Below are 19,337 nucleotides of genomic sequence, written 5' to 3'. Positions count from 1 at the left end.
GTTTAAACATGCCCGCAATATACAGCATTAGAGAAACATGGATATACACATATCCGCATGAAATTCCTCCGCTTGAGCCATGGAGCCCTGTAACGCGGAGTCATCCCACTTACTTCTGCTTAGGCCTCTTAGGCGCGATGGTCTTTCCCGTTTTGTAGTCCAGTTGCCTGCCGACGTAAGGATACGCATCAAAAACATCGCCTTCACCTAGCGTGCGCGGATCTTTCTGCTCGATCAATTCGGATTCCATTTGCTTACGTAGCTTTGCGATAACGGCTGTGTATTCTGGGTTGCTTGCCAGGTTAGTCATGCAATCCGGGTCTTTTTGAATTTGATACAACTCTTCTTCGGCACGTTTACCAAAGCTCATCTCATAGAAGGAATATTCTGCATCACCAGGCTTCAGGTTCGTCAGATAGCTTTTTGTCGGGGAATTGTCAGTATTGCGCCAGCCGTATTCGGGATTTCCTGCCGGCCAGAGGTCGGGCTTGATGTTGTGCACATACAGAAACTCTTTCGTGCGAATCGCACGCACTGGAAAAGAAAGATCCGTGCCGTCTTCGCTGGCCGTGCCAGTATCATGACGCTCTTTACCGAGTAGCACGTGGTCGCGGGTCGGATCGATTTGACCAGACTCAGGGGCACGCAACACATCAAGAAAGCTTTTCCCTGTCATTTGCGGATGCAATTCGTAGCCGACAGCTTCCAGAAAAGTCGGAGCGACATCGGGAAAATTAACAAAGTCTTCAATCACACGACCGGGCTGAATGACACCTTTCCAATAAGCAACCATCGGCACATGCACCCCTTCTTCGTAAATCTGGCCTTTGATACGAGGAAACGGCATACCATGATCAGAGGTCACGATAATCAAAGTGTTTTCCAGTAGCCCACGTTCCTCCAGCGCTGCAATGGCCTTGCCGAGGTGCAAGTCAAACCAGCTGACTTCGTTCGCGTAATCGAGTAGATCACCTCGCACCACTGCATTGTCGGGAAAATATGGCGGCACGACGGCGTCTTCCAATTTCATTCCGGCTTTTTTCCATGCGCCTTTTTCGTAGGCCCGATGTGGCTCGAAGGTGCCAAACCAAAAGCAAAAAGGTGCATCCGCAGGCTTTTCGTCGAGAAAGGCCGCAAAATTAGCACCGTAATCGACGTTGCTCATACTTTTATACGGAGCCTTCAGTTTGATCTCATCATAGGCAGGTCCAGCAGGATTGTGCTTCGTCTCGTAAGTGCCAGGCCCCCATCCCTTACCCGTTACGCCGACATGAAATCCTGCTTCCATGAGCAAGTGTGGATAGAAAGCGAATTCTGACGGAAAATGAGAAAAGTGGTTCCCTGCTTCCTTCAATTGCCAACTAAACATACCAGTCACCAGACACGCACGCGCAGGCGCACACTTGGGATTACAGTTATAAGCGTTTTCAAACAACGCACCTTCTGCGGCGAGGCGGTCGAATGCAGGCGTCTCAATCGTCGTCCCACCATAGGCACCAAAGGTGCGCATCGATGCATCATCGGCGATACAGAAGAGGATATTCGGCCGTGCCGCCGTCGTTGGCTGTTTGTCAGAGGAGGCACCCCATGCAGAACTAAAAGAGAGTGCCGCAACGAGGAGTAGTGTTGGTAGTTTGCAAGAGAAGTGGTTCATCTATCGATTCTAAGAGGAGACAGAGCTGTGATTCGATGATCAATCAGAGAGATTTCACGGCTAGACCGATCACGAGAGCGTAGTTTAGCAGATATCTGAGCAGGTAATATGTATCTATGCGTATAATATATACTCCTTTTTGCCATTGATCGAACTCATCTCTGATAGCGCTGCTTAAATGCCCGAGGTGAGACTCCGAAATACTGCTTGAATCGATGCGAGAAGTGAAAGGGATCTTGAAATCCAGATGCGTCTGCAACTTGTTGCACCGATTGGCGCGTCGCTACGAGTAAGTTCCCCGCGTAGGTCATCCGCATGCGCAGCAATAGCTGATAAGGCGTTTCTTTGCTATACCTCTTAAATAAGCGTGATAGATACGCACTGCTGATATTCAAATCGGCCGCGAAGTCTGCAACATTACCAGCATCCGTGTAGCGAGCCTCGATGTAATCCCTACAACGCAAGTAAGACTGGTATGCATGATCAGTCTGCAAGACTTCGCGCTGACTTTCATTCGCAAGAACTGATAAAATTAATCGAACGGAGAGTTCAAGCGTGCTCATTGCGCCACTACCACGCTCCGCATCTTTCAATAAGCCTTCGAATAGCACTGGGAGTCTATTATCCAAGGCCGACTCAAAATGCATCCCGACTTTCAAGCCCAGAGCGGAAAGCGCGCGCACCGCCTCATCTCCATAGAAATCGACAAAAAATTTCGACATCGGCCGATCTGGATCATTCGAAATCGCATGCGGCATCCCCGGCCCGTAAATAAAAAAGGACTGTCGCCGCAGTGGATACGTCTGCCCTCCAAGAACCACACTGCCCTCTCCCTCGACCACATACTCCAGCCCGACTCATTCAAAGTCAGAGCGATCTATCGAATACTCTGGCAACGTCTTATCAAATCCGACCAATGCGACCCCGAATCCCGAGACCGACATATCTGGATTCGTTTCGATAAAGCAGTATTTCGATAACTGCGGATCGACGGAGACTCTCTCATCATACAAAATGACCACACCTACAGGTCATGAATATACATGTATTGGTCAAGCGCACATATGGCACAAAGCAATATAACCGTCTATTATATCCATCAGATGGCTAATAAAGTGCGATACTAAAAAAGCATAACACACATTCGATTATTCGAATCTGATGTGACATCAAGAGCATCCCCATTCCCCCTTTCGAGACATGAATATACAGTTTCCTAAAATTATTTTTGGTTCCAGCGCGCTCGGGAACCTCTACGAAGTCGTCCCCGAATCCACTAAGCACGATATCGTCGCTAACTGGCTCGAACATCAGTCCAACACAATCATTGACTCCGCTGGCAAATACGGCGCGGGCCTCGCCCTTGAAAACATCGGGCGCTACTTGAAAAAATTAAGCGTAGATCGAAGCGATGTGCTGATCAGTAACAAGCTCGGCTGGAAGCGCACACCGCTTACCACTCCGGAGCCAACGTTTGAGCAGGGCGCGTGGTTTGGCCTCGAACACGACGCTGAGCAATGCATCAGCTACGATGGCATCCTTGAATGTTACGAACAGGGCAATGCCCTACTCGGCGACTATGACGCAGAGCTTCTCTCCGTCCACGACCCCGACGAATATTTGGCCGCAGCAGACTCCGAATACAATGCTGCTCAACGCTACGAAGACATCCTCGGTGCCTACAAAGCATTGACCGAGCTACGCAAGGCCGGAAAAGCCAAAGGCATCGGCGTGGGCTCCAAAGACTGGAAGATTATTAAACGCCTCTTCGACGACGGCGTCTCGCTCGACTGGGTCATGCTGGCCAACAGCTTCACCCTGCTCACGCATCCGAAGGAAGTAATGGATTTCATGGAGGAGCTACATGCCGCAGACATCACCATTATCAACTCTGCCGTCTTCAACGCCGGCTTCCTGATCGGCGGAAAATATTTCGACTATCAAATCATCGACGAAACCGATCTGCCGCAGACACCGATCGACCTTTTCCTCATCCTTTCGATGATCGCCGCCGAAGGTATTCCTGCGCAGACCATCGCACCGAAATTCACTGGCCGCTTTAACAAGGGTGTCGACTACGTCGGCGACCTCGTGCAATTCGAAAAAGAATTCGACGAAGATCTCTACGTGATCGCTTACGCAATTAAAGAGTTCGGCCTACCTGAAACATTGAAGCTCAGCGTGCACTCCGGATCAGACAAATTCTCGATCTACCCGATCATCAAGAAGCTAATCGCCAAGCACGACGCAGGGCTACACGTAAAGACAGCTGGCACCACATGGCTCGAAGAAGTCATCGGTTTAGCAGAGGCCGACGGTGAAGCCCTAACCATCGCCAAAGAAATCTACGCCGGTGCCCATGGACGCTTCGATGAACTGACCGGCCCGTATGCGACCGTGATCGATATCGACAAGTCGAAGCTACCCACTCCTGAGGAAGTGAACGGCTGGGACTCCGAAAAATACGTCAACACACTCCGCCACGTTCAAAGCAACGCGGATTACAATCTCAACTTCCGCCAGCTCATTCACGTCGGCTTCAAAGTCGCAGCCGAAATGAAAGATCGCTACACAGACGCACTCAAAGCGAACGAAGCCATCATTGCCAGAAACGTTACGGACAACATATGGGATCGTCACATCCAGCCGATCTTTGGCAAATAACATTTAGAACACGTCCTGATTAGTGAAAGCGAATTCGAGGTATTTAGCGTCTCCAACGTAGGGGGTTTGCTTGCGAAGACCGCGCAAAGGCCACACGCGCACGAAGTTTTGTAACGCCTCCAACGCTCGCGGGTGCCGCAAATAGCACCCCTACCAATCTGACAAAAAGACCTATTTTTTTATGAAAGCACTCAACCGCAGTAATTTCCCTGACTTAGCAACACGCCCTGAGCGAATTATTTAATTCGGCGAAGGCAACTTCCTACGCGCATTCGTGGATTGGATCATCCAACGCATGAATCAAGAGTTGGACTTTGATTCCTCGGTCGCAGTGGTGCAGCCAATCGCGCAAGGTTTGGGTGACATGATTAATGGGCAGGACGGGCTTTACCACCTGATCCTCGAAGGCATGGAGAATGGCGAGCCAAAGCGCAGCGTTGAGTTGATCGATTGCATCAGCCGTTGCCTGAACCCATATAGTGAATACGAAGCCTATCAGGCTCTTGTGCAAAGCCCAGACGTGCGTTTCGTCGTGTCTAACACGACTGAAGCAGGCATTCAATGGGCAGAGGGTGAGACGCTTGATATGAAGCCGCAGCCTTCTTTCCCAGGCAAGATGACTGCCCTACTCCATCATCGTTTCACTAAATTCGACGGTGCTGCCGACAAAGGCTTAATCATCATTTGCTGTGAGCAAATTGAGGACAATGCCGACCGACTACATGAACTCGTGTTACAGCATGCCGCCAATTGGGGGCTCAGTGCTGAGTTTGTCGCTTGGTTGGAAAATAGCTGTGCATTCTGCGCTACGCTCGTCGACCGCATCGTGCCAGGCTTCCCACGCGATAAGATTGGCGCGATTCAAGAGGAAATCGGTTTCGAGGATAACCTCGTCGTAGTTGGCGAGCTCTACCACAACTGGATCATCAAAGCACCAGCATGGGTGGAGAAGGAATTCCCCTGCGACAAGGCTGGCTTGAACGTTAAATTTGTTGACGAAGCGCAGCAGCAGGAGATCCGCGAGCAGAAGGTGCGTATCTTAAATGGTTCGCACACTGGCACCGTGGCCGCTGCTTACTTGAGTGGGTTCGACACCGTGCGCGAAGCGATGGAAGACGACCATGTCGGCGGATTCGTCAACGCTATGGTAGCTGAAGAAATCGTGCCGAATATCCCAGGCGATCAGGACTATTTACAAAAATTCTCACAGAAGATCCTTGAGCGTTGCCACAATCCATTCATTCGCCACGAGTGGATGTCGATTGCCCTCAATGCCATGAGCAAGTGGGAAACCCGCGTGCTACCAAGTCTTCTCGACGCACAGAAAAACACAGGCGCATTGCTGAAGCGTATCGTCTTTTCACTGGCAGCATTGAAGGCCTTCTACCGTGGACAACGCGGCGAGGAAACATATACCTGTAAGGACAACGCCGACATTATCGAACTCTACGCAAAAGTATGGGTAAAGCACATCGTTGCCACTGTCGGCCGCTGTAACCGTCCAGCCTCCTAAATACGCCCCAACATTATTTCCATCCCAGTTACCAACGCTAAGTGATGCCGCACTCGCGGAAGAAGCAAAGAGCCCAGCTGCAGTAAGCAGGGCGAATTGTGTAATCGTGTTCTTTTTCATAAGGGGTGTATTTTTACTGAGTGAATGCGCTCGAGCGAATCGATGGTTCAATTGCAGGATAACGCAAAATCAGGGCGAATCTGTTGACTACGGAGAAGTGGCAGCACAGAGAACGCAGCAGGCCATACACCCAGAGCCGCCCCCTCACATTTATCCAAATTCATTTCCAATCGATTCGAGCTTGGTGGTTTTGAAGATCCACCCAGACCTCCGCGAATTCAAAACTGCGTGTAAATACAAAATCGCTTTCTTGTTGATAGTCACCTTTCGGTGCGCCCAAGCGTTTATTAAACTCAGGGTAATCAACGAGTGCACCGCCTTTATACAGCTGAAACCCCCATCCGTATTGGAAATAACTATACTCCTGTGCGCCAATGAGAAAAGCCGCAGTCCAGAAAGTTGCCAACTCCTCTGACCGCTCTTCCCATTCCTGATTAGCCTCTTTGGTATCACCCGTATTATTAACTCCAATTCTCCAGACCGATAGCTTACCTCTGTCATGAAAGATTTTCATCTGCTTCCAGTCATTGATAATTTCTTCAGGCGTGCAGGTTTCTGGCTTATAATTTTCAAACATGAAACCTTCACCGCCATCCAATAAGACGCCAACTGCATTGCCCTGATTGATGAAAATAATTTTATCGGGCCCTAATTCTGCCCTTAAGGCATCTAATATGACTTTTCGTGCCTTATTTGAATCGTCTTCCGTTAGGTCATTATACTTCATCAAAAACGTGGGTATCCAGAACGCATCAATATATATCCCATCCGCTTCCGTGTAATTCACTCCGTTTACTGCGGTATCCACCCACCATTGCTGATACTCAGGGTGCGCGATATTCATAAAGAACTGCTTAAACCTAGGTGTCCCCCGCGTATAAGGCGTCCCGTCTTTCTGCTTTATCGCCCACGCTTCATACTCCTTTTTGATCGGGGCACGATAGTAGTTTCGCTCGTTCTCAGTATCAAAGAGCGCCCTGACCGCACTACCGTTCGGCCAGAGTATAGACCCATTCAGATACATGAGTGCTTTGAGCTTCGGATTTTCTTTTTTAAGCAGGGCAATGTCGTGTTTCGTGCCATCTTCAACTGTCTGGTATTGGCCGCTGCCATGTTGCTTCTCAAAGCAAACAAAGTCAGTGCTTGCGGCAATAAACTGTGCCTGCGCATCCGTGAGTCCATTCCCATCGCCAAACATTTTATAGACAGGCACCTTATCCCAGGAAAAGAGTGGGAATTTGTTGGGAAATGTTCCACTGAGTCTACGAACTGGAGCATTTGAAGCGTTGGATGTATCGCTGCTTACAGGCTGCGCCGTGTTTGGAGCGTGGGGCTGTGCGGCGAGTTGCATCGCACGGTCAATGGAGTGCTCAGCAAGTTCTCGAATATTGGTCGATGCATGTGGCAGAGCGTGTAAGGCATTCATATATTCCACAGTGATCGTTTCATCGTCCATTGCGTGGATCGGCAATTTACTGGCTTCATCGATCCAAGCGGAGCCGACAGTTTCGCCGTCAATCATTAAAGGAATTTCGACGGCTTGATTGATGGTGACAGTGCGTAGTCTGCCCTTCCAGTTATGTTGAATCCATTCGATCGGATTCGGCCTTGGCGGTTCGGCTACAACTGGAGGGGCGACGGCAGGTTCGACGGTAACAATTGGTGCTTCTGGCTCAGGCCTTGTCGGCAATGCTTCAACGATGACCGGTTCTTCCTTAGTTGTGACCGGTTCACGATGAACCTGGGGCTCTGCGGTGCGTCCGGAAGATAACCAGACCTTAGTCGCGAGTGCGCCACCAAGTAGAATAAAACAGAGGAGTATAAGTGACCGGGTTTTCATTAGAGACGGTTAAATAAGAATCGAGAGGATGCTTTTGGTTGGAGAAGGCTTTTGAGGATTTAATTGTGACAACTAGGACTTGTGTCCTAAAACGATCCTTCAGAATGCACCTGAAGGCGGCCAAAGAATTTGCCATCGATTGCGAGAGCTTTGCGAAGGGTTACAGTCACTGATTGTAAGCCCGACTCCACGGGGCCAAAACTCACTTCAGCCCCTGCAGGAGAGGAAATACGCACATCCTCCCATCCAGTCAGCGTTGAACCATATTGAAATATTTGAGTAGTGAATGACACCGCATCTGCCCTGCGCGTGAAAGTGAAGACGAAGTGCTCGCCGCTGGCATCCAGCACTGGAAGTATGAGTTCATCCTGCGCAGTCGGGCTACCGCCGAGCACATACTCTAGGCCTGTAGCGATGCCGTCTGGCTCAGGGTCACCAGCAAAGGTGGGATCCAGCATTGCTGGATATTCGGACACCCAAGCGTTATAATCCTTGGGCAAGGTATAATGGCTGTAAAGCGTCGCGACTTCAGCGCTCGACAGGGCAGCGTCATACAAGATGACCTCGTCAAGCAGCCCATCGTAGCTCCCAGTGCTGGGATCATCCGAACATCCGATCCAGGCGCCCGTGATTCCGCTCACTATATTCGTCTTTCCAGTGCCGCTGTGCCATAGAGCGCCATTCAAATAAATCTTCATCTCCCCGGTGCTTGCATTTTTGGTAAACACCCAATGGTTCCACTGCCCCATGTAGTGATCCGGGGCAGCCGACTTGTTAATCCGATCATAGCCGTCTGAGTATCCGGCATCCCAATACACCACTGATGAATCCCACGGCAGATGAATATTCAGCACCCGATTGCCGTCAGCATCGGCGGCATAAAAGACGGAATCCTTTGCTGGTTGTGAGCTGCCGCCGTATGCCCAAAGCGCAATACTTAACTGAGAGCTGATAGCAACGAATGCGTCTGTCGGGACACTGACGTAGTTCGCGTTGCCATCGAAATTTAGAGCTCCACGCTCGACACCAACGTCCCACACCGCACCCGTCACGGTTCCATCATAGTTGCCATCTTCAATATCTGAAGCCACGAGGCCAGAGGCATTGTCTAGGCTCCAATGAGCCACGGCATCGGGCATACTGGCCGCGACGCCCGCACGCACTAACAGTGTTTCTCCTGCAGGAAGATAGTTCCCTGTCGCCCCTGCTAACACCGTAGCTAAATCGTCGTAGTCATAAGTGAACTCACCAACGTTAATAGCTTCAGTTCGCAGAGCAAAACCGAGTAGCCGTATGCCAGCGATCGTGCCATCATAGGTTTTAACGACTCCAGTGGCATACGGATCCCAAGTCAGGTAGCGGCTGTAATCGTTTTCGATAATTTCAAAAATGGGAAAACCACCTGCCACTGGTTGTGCATACAAATAAAATTGCGGTGATTCGGTTGCGACTTCGACGCGGAAGTCCTCACCACTTCCACTGAAACTATATCCAACCAGTGGCGAAGAATCCTCAGTATAATCAAATGGGAACAGTGTATCGCCCTGTAATAAACCACGCGCCTCGATCCGCTCGGCCACGTCGGCGACATCATCGCCCATGACGAAATAGTAGCGCCCCCAAACACCATTGCCTTGTGGGATATTATATTTACGCACCGTCGCAAAGACCGCGTAGTTTCGGGAGCCTGCTGGATCATCATCCTCTGGGCTCGCATCTGTCAGCTTCCACCACATGTAACTCTCCGATGGCTGATCCTCCAACAGCGGGCTACTATCAGATCCATAGACGAGCGCGATCGCAGCAGTGCTACCATCGGCAGAATCACTGAAGCCCATCCAGCCTCCAGTTTCATCAAAGTCTTTAGTCAGATCTGCATCGCCATCCCAGCCCGTCGAGGCATTTGCCCAAGTTCCGTCTGGCTTAGATAGAAAGTAATCACTCAAGCTGGTTTGTCGAAATCCGCCCCAAGGCACATTGATGTGATTAATATACTCGTCCCCAAAGTTATAAAACCCAAGGGACACCTCGATCAGTCCCTGCCCGAGATCGCGAATCCGAGTGTAGTAGAGCAAGTGCGATTGGAAATCATTACTCGTGAGCTCATCTGCAAACAAATCCGTATGCGCCTGCTGACCCCAGTTCACAGTGGTAAAACTACGCTCGGCGAGATCCACCTCCGCAGCAACCTGCGGCGAATAATAAGGCTCGGTCTGTGAGTGGTCTCTCATATACGTGCCTGCCTGATGAATGAACCACTTCTCATCAGATGCATTCTTAGCAATCGTATCCACTGCCACTCCTTGCCATAGATCGTCAATCCACGGAGCGAAGCTGCTGCCATGCTCGCCGTTCGGAGCACGCCATTGCGGTGGCATCGCTTCCCCCAATGCTGGAGTCACAAACGAGTAGAGTGCCCCACTTCGCGCAACACGTAATTCCCATGATCGATTGATCGCACCACTGCCGGCATCCAACACATCCTGCTTCAATAGTGTATCCATCACGTGTGCTTCGCTAAAGATCGGGGTCCAAATAGAGCCCGATGGATCATACGCGCGCGAAACGGCAAACTGTGACTGCGTGTAGTCGACCGCAATTGTGCTGTCTGGCACGAGCGAACATAACTCCTGCGAAAGGCTTGGCGGGGCAAGCAACCGCAACCACAGGCCATCCTCTTGCTCCACCAGCGATGGTTCACGCGAGCCGAATCCTGACAATGTAACATTTGATAAATCAACACGCCCCAGCGCTCCAGACACCAAAACTAAAGGAAAATACCCATCGCCGCCCTCATAGGCACTGCCGTCAACGACCAGCTGACTGGCCGCATCCACCGTAAAATCTCCCGACAAGTTCAAGGGCGTCGCACCCAGTGTATCGAGCTCAAACCACAACGTCCCCTGACTACCTAAGGTCAGAGAGCCGCCACTAATCAACGTCGCAGCCGATCCATCGACAACGAAACTTCCCGCCCCCAGAGTGCCGACCTGTAGGTCCACCCCCGTGAACACCAAACTCCCACCGCTGATTGCGTAACCACCGTCCGCAGCACCCGACCCCGTTGCAGCCAGAGCAAAGCCACTCGTGCAAGTGACGACTCCATCGCTCTGAATAATATGACCAATCGAACCCGAGGCGACTGCCACACGTATATCAGCGACCGTTAAATCCGCGTGGATAGTGACTGCTGTAGTGGTAAAGGCATTATTGCCGACGATTAATTTATCTAGCTCCGGAGCAGCCACAGTGATGCTCACCGATCGTCCAGAGTTAACAATCGCAGTGTCCACACTCGTCGGAACGGTGCTGAGCGACCAATTACTAGCCGTCTGCCAGAGACCATCACTGCTCGTGTTTTGAAAGATATTACTAGCTGCCTGCAATGAGACGACACTAGTCAGAGAGGTAAGGTATATGAGGGTAGAATTGAAAGCGCTCATGGGGATATCCATAGGAGTATACACTAAATAGCTCGCTTGGGTATCCCACTAATACGGGGGTAAATCAAAAGGAGCATCCAGTGTAAAACAGCGGTAAAAGTGTTAAGACGACAGAGAGCCATTCAGCTTTCGATACCGCACGACAGCTCACGCATAGACTGAGACTATCGATTATTAATTGAGTTAAGACACACATTCACTCCCAAAGACCCCCCAATATATTGGGGTATCATATGCTTTATAAGCTGATACTATCCGAGCATACCCCACTAAAGATTCAAAGCCCCCTCAATGAATCAAGCTCTACTTAAACACCCCAATTTCAACAACACTGCAAGCGTTGGAAATCACTGAGCACATTTGCTCTCCTATAACCCCACAACCAACATAGATCTTAATTGATCGCTCTTATGAAAACTACCCCGTTTCTTCTGACTGCTAGCGCACTGATGCTAGCACAGAGTGCCTATGGAGCCTCTATCCAATGGGACAACCAGGGCATCGATTCCAACTGGAATACGATTGATAATTGGTCAAAGACCTATCTGCCCGGAACCAGCGCGACCGATTATGCGGTTCTCGCGGCGAACGATTACGTAAGCATCGAAAGCGATGTCCTCACACCCGCAAATTCCGTGAACCTAAAAATGCGAGCTGGAGCTGGTATGGATATTTCAGCGAACACCTCCAGCTTCAAGAATATGGATGTCGGTTATTTGGCCAGTCCTGGCGTTTGGATTGACCAATCCTCAGGAGCCGTCATCGCCGGTGGCTATTTAGGTATCGGTCAACTCAGCACATCACAAAGTATGTATGAGCTATCCGGAGACTCCAGTCTAGACACTGCTGGAGCGTTGAGCGTATACGCGAATGGCGTCCTGTCGACTGTCGGCGAATCTGTCACGATTGCGACGAGCGACCTAGAGTTATATAACCTTGGAATCCTTCAGTTTGTATCTGGCCAATCTGGCACTAGTCACATCGACATCAGTGGCACCCTCCAAGTCGAAACGGGCTCCGAGTTAATTATCGATTTAAGCAACTACTGGGCAGGAGGCGGTTCGATCGAACTCGCTTCCTATGCCTCGCGAACAGGTGTGTTTGCCGCGGCAGATGTATCCATCATCGGCCTTGATAGCGGAAGCAGTGCCACGCTCACGTATGATTCCGACAGCATGGATCTGAACATCGTGCCAAAGCAGGATGCGTATTCTAAGTTCTGGTTTACCGCTGCGGCCAATGCAGGCGGTGCCAACGCAGTCGCCGAGGATATGATTGTGAATACTGGCCATGGTTATGCGACCTTGGATGCCCCTGGCCTATCTTGTGTCAGAACACAAGATGGAGCTGACCTAGTCTATGCGGTGACTTGGTCGGGCAGTGATTACGACGGTGATGGTGCCAATGACACCTTCACCTTCGACCTACGAGTCAAAGCATTCTCAGGAAGCACCTACACGTATGATGCCACACCTGGCCTGTCCTCAGTCACGCTAGGGAGCGCCTCCGATGTCACGGATATCAACGGCAACTTAGGAGTCGGTGATGACTATGATCTCGATGCTGGCGAAAGCTTGCAGATCACCGTCGAAAACGCGGCTGTATCTGCCTCAGGTTTTGTCGCTACCTTTGATGGCTTCAAACAAATGGACGTGCTGGAAACCAATGGAGGCAGAGATCATGCACACATTCGCGGAGTTGGCACGAACTTGGACTCCGGCATCTTCTCATCAGCGACAGCGAGTTTCGCGACCGCCCCAGTCCAGACCTTTACAGTGACAGGGGCTGGAAGTTATTACGCCACTCGCACATGGGCCATCACTGGGCTCGCATTCGAGTTCACCGTATCGAACCCATCGGCTCCATACGTTGAGGATTTGTCTGACTATTCGAATGATCCAACTGGCCCAGGCTATATCGATCCGTATCCAGTCCAAACAGACTTCACCAATTACCCTGAGTTCTCTTGGGGCTCAGTGCCGCGCTGGTTAGCCGTCAGAAGTAGCAGCGCCTTTACCACGGATGAAGTGAACTCGATCGCAAATAATTACCAAGTGGTCATGCTCGAAAAGGCAAATAATCAAGGGCAAGCCAGCATCGAAGCAGGCATCATCGACGCATCCACTCGATTGAAAGCAGTCAACTCCGACATCACGACGCTCTATTACCGCAACACTGTCGTCCACTATGGTGGATATGCCTCAGACGCTTCTTACAATTCAGACGACTGGAGCCAATATACAGAAGATGCAGATGGAACGAGAACTTACTCCCTCATTCGTGACATCTACAGAAAGTATAATGCAGATATTCCCGAACTCAGAGAGTGGTGGATCGATGCAGCTCTGAGTGTCTTTGATGATCCAGATGGCCTCGCCAATATTGACGGGATCTTTCTGGATAAAGTCGGTGGGGGGGATGTGCCGCTAATCGATGCAGACGGCAATCCATCATCGAATTATGTAGACATGCTCTACAGCCTCAAGCAGCAGATGCCTGCGGGGAAATTGCTCACAGGTAACACGCTTCGAAATGAGAATCCGAATGGCGATCGCGCGATGATGGAAATCATGGAAGCCTCTTATTTCGAGCGCTGGCGCCTACCAAATAAATCGAGTTCGCCAGAGCAAAGCGTCGCTGATGCAACGGCCGTGACCATTCAGCTAATGCGCGAAGGCTTATCTCGCGGAAAAATCATGATGCTGCAATCCGGCCCCATCGGCTTCACCGAAACCGACGGCGACGACGGTGCGACCTACGATGATCAGGAACTGTTCGAAGCTAGTATCGATTTCGCACTGAGCGTTTTCTTGGTCGCGGCTGAAGAAAATGCTTACTTCAGCTATCAAGATGGTGTGAACGCATTAGAGGCCGATTGGAAATGGGATAGTAGCGGTATTGATGTCTTGAGTCGACCCTTGGGAGCGCCACTGACTGATCCGACCATCGATGGATATGCCTACGCACGCTCCTACCCTGGTGTCGAAGCCTGGGTGAATCTCGAAACGGAAGAAGCCCGCCTACTATGGAAAACCGAAGTGGGCACACCGGCATTCGCAGGATCATCCACTTCAGATGTGGACGGAAATTACACAATCGAAGGCGGCGGTAACATCAGCACCACGGCTGACAACTGCTTCTACTTGTCGCAGCCACACACTGGTGACGGCGAAATCATCGCTCGGGTTGATTCAGTGGAAAACACACACTCATGGGCCAAAGGTGCTGTCATGTTCCGTGAATCAACCGACGCCGGGGCCAAATGCGTCACACTGTATATCCGTCCCAACGGATCGGCACGTATGTCGTATCGCGCCGCGACCAACGGAAATACCCAAGCCCAAACTGGTATCACACAAGGCAGCGCATCAGATCCTAAATGGATCAAGCTCGTGCGTGCTGGCGACGTATTCACCGGCTACACGTCTTTGGACGGAGATACATGGGCACTCGTGAACCAAGCGACCGTCACTATGGATAGCACAGCAGAAGTCGGTCTAGCCGCGTCCTCTCACGACAACAGCACGATCGCCACAGTCGAGATCAGCCATGTAACGCTGCCTTAAACAAAAGCGAATTAGGTTTTAACCCAAGGCACCGATACTCGAATGAGTGTCGGTGCCTTTTTTGTGGATGAGTGAACTTGGATAAAAGATGTAAAACGACCAATACCCCCGCATTAGTGGGATAGTCGCCAGCAGCATTTAGTATTATGCTACGTTCATTCTCCCACACTCCGAATGAAACTCATACACACACTCGCTTGGTGCATCGCACCTTTAATCAGCACCTGCTTGCCTCCGGCGCTTCACGCCGCTGAAGCCGACTTAGCTGCCATGCTGGCGCTGGGCGACTTAACCAGTGCTCCCGCCATCTACGATATCGATGGAAATGCGACGACATGGAGTGCGGTCGCAACAGCTGCAAAGACCGAAGCGCAAGGCATCTACTACGACGGCATTGATTATCTAGGCAACCCGACGCGAGTGTTTGCTTACATCGGCCTCCCCTCTGGTGCGAGTGCCGCGAGTCAGGTGCCTGGCGTTGTCTTAGTGCATGGCGGTGGTGGCACGGCCTACCCCGCATGGGTGGATGAATGGACAGATCGTGGCTACGCAGCGATTGCAATGGATAATGAAGGCGATGCGTTCGATGCGCTCGGCAAGGAGATCGATAGTCCTTTCCCTGGCCCCAAACGCACAGGCATTTACAAAGACTCTGAACCGGAAAATCTCAAGCCACTGGATGAGCAATGGGAATATCATGCCACGTCGACCGTGGTGCTGGCCAACTCGCTGTTACGCTCCCTCCCAGAAGTCGATGCCAACAAAATCGGCGTTATGGGAGTCTCCTGGGGCGGTGTGCTCACCAGCACTGCCATCGGAGTCGATAATCGTTTTGCATTCGCGATCCCAACCTACGGCTGTGGCCGACTCTTTGATCTAGCCAACCAGTATGGTATAGCCCTCAATGATAATGCTTTTTATCGAACGGTGCTCGATCCAATCCTACGCATGGATCGCGCCACCATGCCAGTGCTATGGTATTCGTGGCCAGGTGAGGACAATTTCTCACTCGATAGTTTGGCGTCGACCTACTACGCAGGCACTTCCAGTGCGCGCATGGTAGCGATCGTCCCCGGCATGGGACACTCTCATGGCTCAGCCTACCGTCGTCCCGAAAGCTATGATTTCGCAGATAGTGTCGTTAATACCGGCACCGCTTGGGCGGCACAACAGAGTCTAAGCCTAACTGGCAGCGCGGTCGAAGTCGTCTTTACCTCCACTAAGGATCTCTACGGAGCCACCCTGATTTATACCACGGGAACGGGCTATACCGGTGAGCTGGAATGGCCAGAGATCGCGGCCGACTCACTTGTTGAAAGCCCCGCTGGCACGTGGACCATTCATGCCACTTTACCCGCAAATGCCACCGCGTGGTTTGTGAATGTAAAAGCCTCGGCACCTTCTGGATACAGAGATAATTTTAATATACTTACTTCCGATTATCAGGAAGTGATCAACGTCAATTTCGCGCCGTCGGATCAGTTACTAGTGGATATAGCTGAAAGCAGCGCAACATCCAATGCCAACATGAGGTTATCCTACACGGCTCCGACGAATCTCGAAATCACAAGCATTGCAATCAGCGGCGAATCCCATGCCGGATCGTTTAGTGTCTCCCCTAACACTGCAATGGTCTTGGACGGCATCCCGCCGATCACTACGATACTGAATGTTCAGTTTGATAACACTGTCGCAGGCCTAAGTCTGGGTGAAACGTCAACGGGCACCGTGAACATCACATGGGAAGAAGTGGACGGCAGCCTAAGCTCAGCCAGCCTTCCCCTCAGTGCCACAGTGCGCATACCAAAAACTGTGATCTACGATACGACATCAAACTGGTCCAGTGAACCCGTGTTCGGAGTGGATGAGGTCATCATTCGCAATGGAGCGACCGTCAGTCTTGATCAAATGGCTCAAGCGGACTCGCTGACGGTGAGCGATGAGGGCACACCCTCCTCTGCTGAATTATTGGTCAATCAGAACTTCGGCCTGAGTATCGGCGGCACACTCAATCTAGGTAGCAACACCGGAGCTGGCAGGATCTTACAATCGAATGGAGCGGTATGGGCCTCGGATCTAAGTATTAATTCCAGCGAAGCAGGCGATGTTTGCAGTTATACACTCAACGATGGCAGCCTCTTTCTTTCAGATAGCTTTGCGGTCAATACAAACGGTTCGTTCGACCTAAACGGCGGAACCTTTGACGTGTCGGCCTCGACATTCTCCATTGATGGCACCGCCACAGTGGATGGCGGTTCATGGACAAGTGCAGGCTTCTCACTCTCAGGCTCTGGAGCCTTCATCCTAAAATCCGGATCGGTCACGATTAGTGGAGCGGTGCAAACCAGTATCCCTCTGATTGAAATTAGCGGTGGAGCAATCGACTTCGGAACGACACACGTGCAGATCGGCAAAGGTAGCCCGACTGAACTTCGTGTGATTGGTGATGAGGCCTCCATTCAGATGGACATCTTGAATCAGCAAAATGGAACGGGCAAATATGGCACCTTTAGCTTCATTTTCAATGAAACAGGGATCAGTCCAATTCAAGTAGCGAATTATATGCATTTAGTCACCGCCACCATTGTGGTGGATGGCACGAACTATACTGGAGGAGCCGCATCGTTTCCTTTGCTAGACTCGCCGAATTTCATAAAGCTCGGCACTCTCGAAAACTTCACAGCAACTGGCTTCGACGAACACGGGCTACAGGCAGTGTTTGAACAAGATCAGGCAGATGGAGCGGATTGGCTTCAACTCGTATTAACAGAGAACGCGTATGGTGCTTGGGCAGTAGATAAAGGCCTGTCAGGAGCGGACACACACATTTCAGCTGACCCAGATCTGGATGGCATGAGTAATTTAATGGAGTATGTGCTCGTCCGAGATCCAGGACTCTCCACCGAAGAGAATCACCCAGAGATAGATGCCACGGGCGGGGACTTTGTATTCACCTTCAATCGACTCGAAGCGTCGGCAGCAAGCACCACCCAGGTTTTCCAATATGGCTCTGACCTGCAGGGATGGGATGACGTTCGGCTCACTGCCCCGATCGATAGCGAAGTGACACTGGGCACTGCAGTGGATGGGATTCAGCCTGTGACAGTGACCATCAGTAAAAACCTCGCAGTCGGCGACAAGCTGTTCGGCCGCTTAAAAGTCACACTTCCTTAGGCGCGCCATAGAGCGACCTAATACCCTTTTTCAACGAAACCTGCCCAGAGATGCCGCCCCAGCACCGAGGCGACACAGCCTCGAAACTTTTGATGGGGGTGGCGAATGAACACGTATCAGACGTGTTTGTTAGCCGCCCGCTGCGCTAGAGTTGCGTCGCCATCTCCGTCAGACCTCCGTCGCTGAGGACGTAGAGACCTTTACCAGGTTAAGTCACACATTGGCATTAGAATGCTGAACATCCGTGCTTTATGCTATCTTTACCGTTCGCCAAATGGGCGACTGCAGACGAGAATTCACAATGCCTCGCCCTCTTCGACACGGCGTAGCTTGCAAAGCGAAGACGGTGGTGTGTGTTTTGTGCCTGCTGTGGTTCAACCTGATTCCACCCGTCTAGCTCTGTATCCACAAAAAGGCCCTCGGATAATTTCCGAGGGCTTTTTGAAAATGTATCGACCTACGATCGAACTACTACGACCGACGACGGCGAAGCATCACAGCGCTCAACCCGAAGCAACCAGCGATCAATGCGTAAGCGCGCTGCTCAGGGATTGAGACTCTGACAGACATGCGATCGTCATCATACTCAATGGAAGCGCTCCGACCAGCTAAGCCAGTGTAGGTAATATTGTCTGTCCGATACGATCCAGTCACAGAACCAAATGTCACAAGATCGAACACACCCGATCCTGCAAAATGCGTCAGGTCGATATTCAACTCTGCACTCGACGCACCGATAGTGAATACGCCGCTTGTCGCAATCGAGCTAATGCCTGTGGAATCAAAAATGAAATTGACGCGACTTCCGTTTTCAAAGGAGGTATTTCCCACTGAAAAAGTCGCGGCATCACCCGTGAGCGTAAATAGTCCGAGTGCGTTCACATCGAAGCTGTCAGTGACTAGCCGTCCACCAGTGACCGTCAAGCTAGAGTCAGACGTCGCCCCAGCAGCGCTCGCCACCAAAAGTTCGCCACCATTCAATGTGCCTCCATTGAGAACTAGATGCCCACCACCGTGACCATTATTCCCTCCTAAGCGCCAGACATCGAAACCACTGATCGTGACATTATTGATGGTCAGAGTCACCTCTGCTCGTAAATTCACATCCGCTCCGCTGTCAGCAAATGTAAAATCGGCCGTCGGTGTATTCGAATCTTCTGCACCTACAAACAGTGCATTATCGTCTACAGCCAAGCCCGCAACCTCTCCATTCAGCCAATTCGCGGTATCATTCCAGTCGTCCGCGGTGCCACCACCAGTCCAAGAGGATGCCTGAACCAGCGAAGCGAGCGTAATGGCCAGAATGGAAATGATATACTTAGATCTTTGATTCTTCATAGAAAAATCAATAGTATCCGTTAAT

General features: G+C 51.1%; 8 protein-coding genes and 1 pseudogene. 4 read left to right on the top strand and 5 right to left on the bottom strand.

The genetic code is table 11. From position 1 onward, the window contains the following. Positions 1-109: 109 nt before the first annotated feature. Together GZZ87_RS17585 and GZZ87_RS17580 are read right to left on the bottom strand one after the other, a co-directional pair. Positions 110-1,654 (bottom strand): sulfatase, encoded by a 1,545-nt coding sequence (locus GZZ87_RS17585; RefSeq protein WP_162024863.1) that lies wholly within the window; start codon positions 1,652-1,654, stop codon positions 110-112. 155 nt (positions 1,655-1,809) lie between these two features. Then, positions 1,810-2,496, bottom strand: coding sequence for an AraC family transcriptional regulator (locus GZZ87_RS17580; protein WP_162024864.1), 687 nt, complete (start codon positions 2,494-2,496; stop codon positions 1,810-1,812). Positions 2,497-2,854: 358 nt separating this feature from the next. On the opposite strand from GZZ87_RS17580, the gene GZZ87_RS19810 reads away from it, so the two are divergent. Both GZZ87_RS19810 and GZZ87_RS17570 read left to right on the top strand, forming a co-directional pair. Continuing rightward, positions 2,855-4,318, top strand: coding sequence for a tagaturonate epimerase family protein (locus GZZ87_RS19810; protein ID WP_162024865.1), 1,464 nt, complete (start codon positions 2,855-2,857; stop codon positions 4,316-4,318). A 256-nt stretch (positions 4,319-4,574) separates the two neighbouring features. Further along, a pseudogene (locus tag GZZ87_RS17570) lies at positions 4,575-5,831 on the top strand (tagaturonate reductase); the annotation flags it as partial. 280 nt (positions 5,832-6,111) lie between these two features. Here the strand turns inward: GZZ87_RS17570 and GZZ87_RS17565 are convergent. Together GZZ87_RS17565 and GZZ87_RS17560 are read right to left on the bottom strand one after the other, a co-directional pair. Further along, entirely contained in the window at positions 6,112-7,791 is a 1,680-nt protein-coding gene (locus GZZ87_RS17565) for a putative glycoside hydrolase (protein ID WP_162024867.1), read from the bottom strand. A gap of 86 nt (positions 7,792-7,877) precedes the next feature. Further along, complete coding sequence (locus tag GZZ87_RS17560) at positions 7,878-11,234, bottom strand: LamG domain-containing protein (RefSeq protein ID WP_162024868.1); 3,357 nt, start codon at positions 11,232-11,234, stop codon at positions 7,878-7,880. A 410-nt stretch (positions 11,235-11,644) separates the two neighbouring features. On the opposite strand from GZZ87_RS17560, the gene GZZ87_RS17555 reads away from it, so the two are divergent. Next, complete coding sequence (locus GZZ87_RS17555; protein ID WP_162024869.1) at positions 11,645-14,800, top strand: putative glycoside hydrolase; 3,156 nt, start codon at positions 11,645-11,647, stop codon at positions 14,798-14,800. A gap of 174 nt (positions 14,801-14,974) precedes the next feature. Then, on the top strand, positions 14,975-17,974 hold the full coding sequence (locus GZZ87_RS17550) for an acetylxylan esterase (RefSeq protein WP_162024870.1): 3,000 nt from the start codon (positions 14,975-14,977) through the stop codon (positions 17,972-17,974). Between the two features lie 471 nt (positions 17,975-18,445). On the opposite strand, the gene GZZ87_RS17545 is transcribed toward GZZ87_RS17550, so the two are convergent. Further along, positions 18,446-19,312 (bottom strand): hypothetical protein, encoded by an 867-nt coding sequence (locus GZZ87_RS17545; RefSeq protein ID WP_162024871.1) that lies wholly within the window; start codon positions 19,310-19,312, stop codon positions 18,446-18,448. Positions 19,313-19,337 lie beyond the last annotated feature (25 nt).

It is taken from the genome of Lentimonas sp. CC4 (assembly GCF_902728235.1).
In the GTDB taxonomy this organism is placed as follows: Bacteria; Verrucomicrobiota; Verrucomicrobiia; order Opitutales; family Coraliomargaritaceae; genus Lentimonas.
Note: the sequence above shows the minus strand (reverse complement) of the source record. Positions and strands in the feature narration are given on the sequence as shown.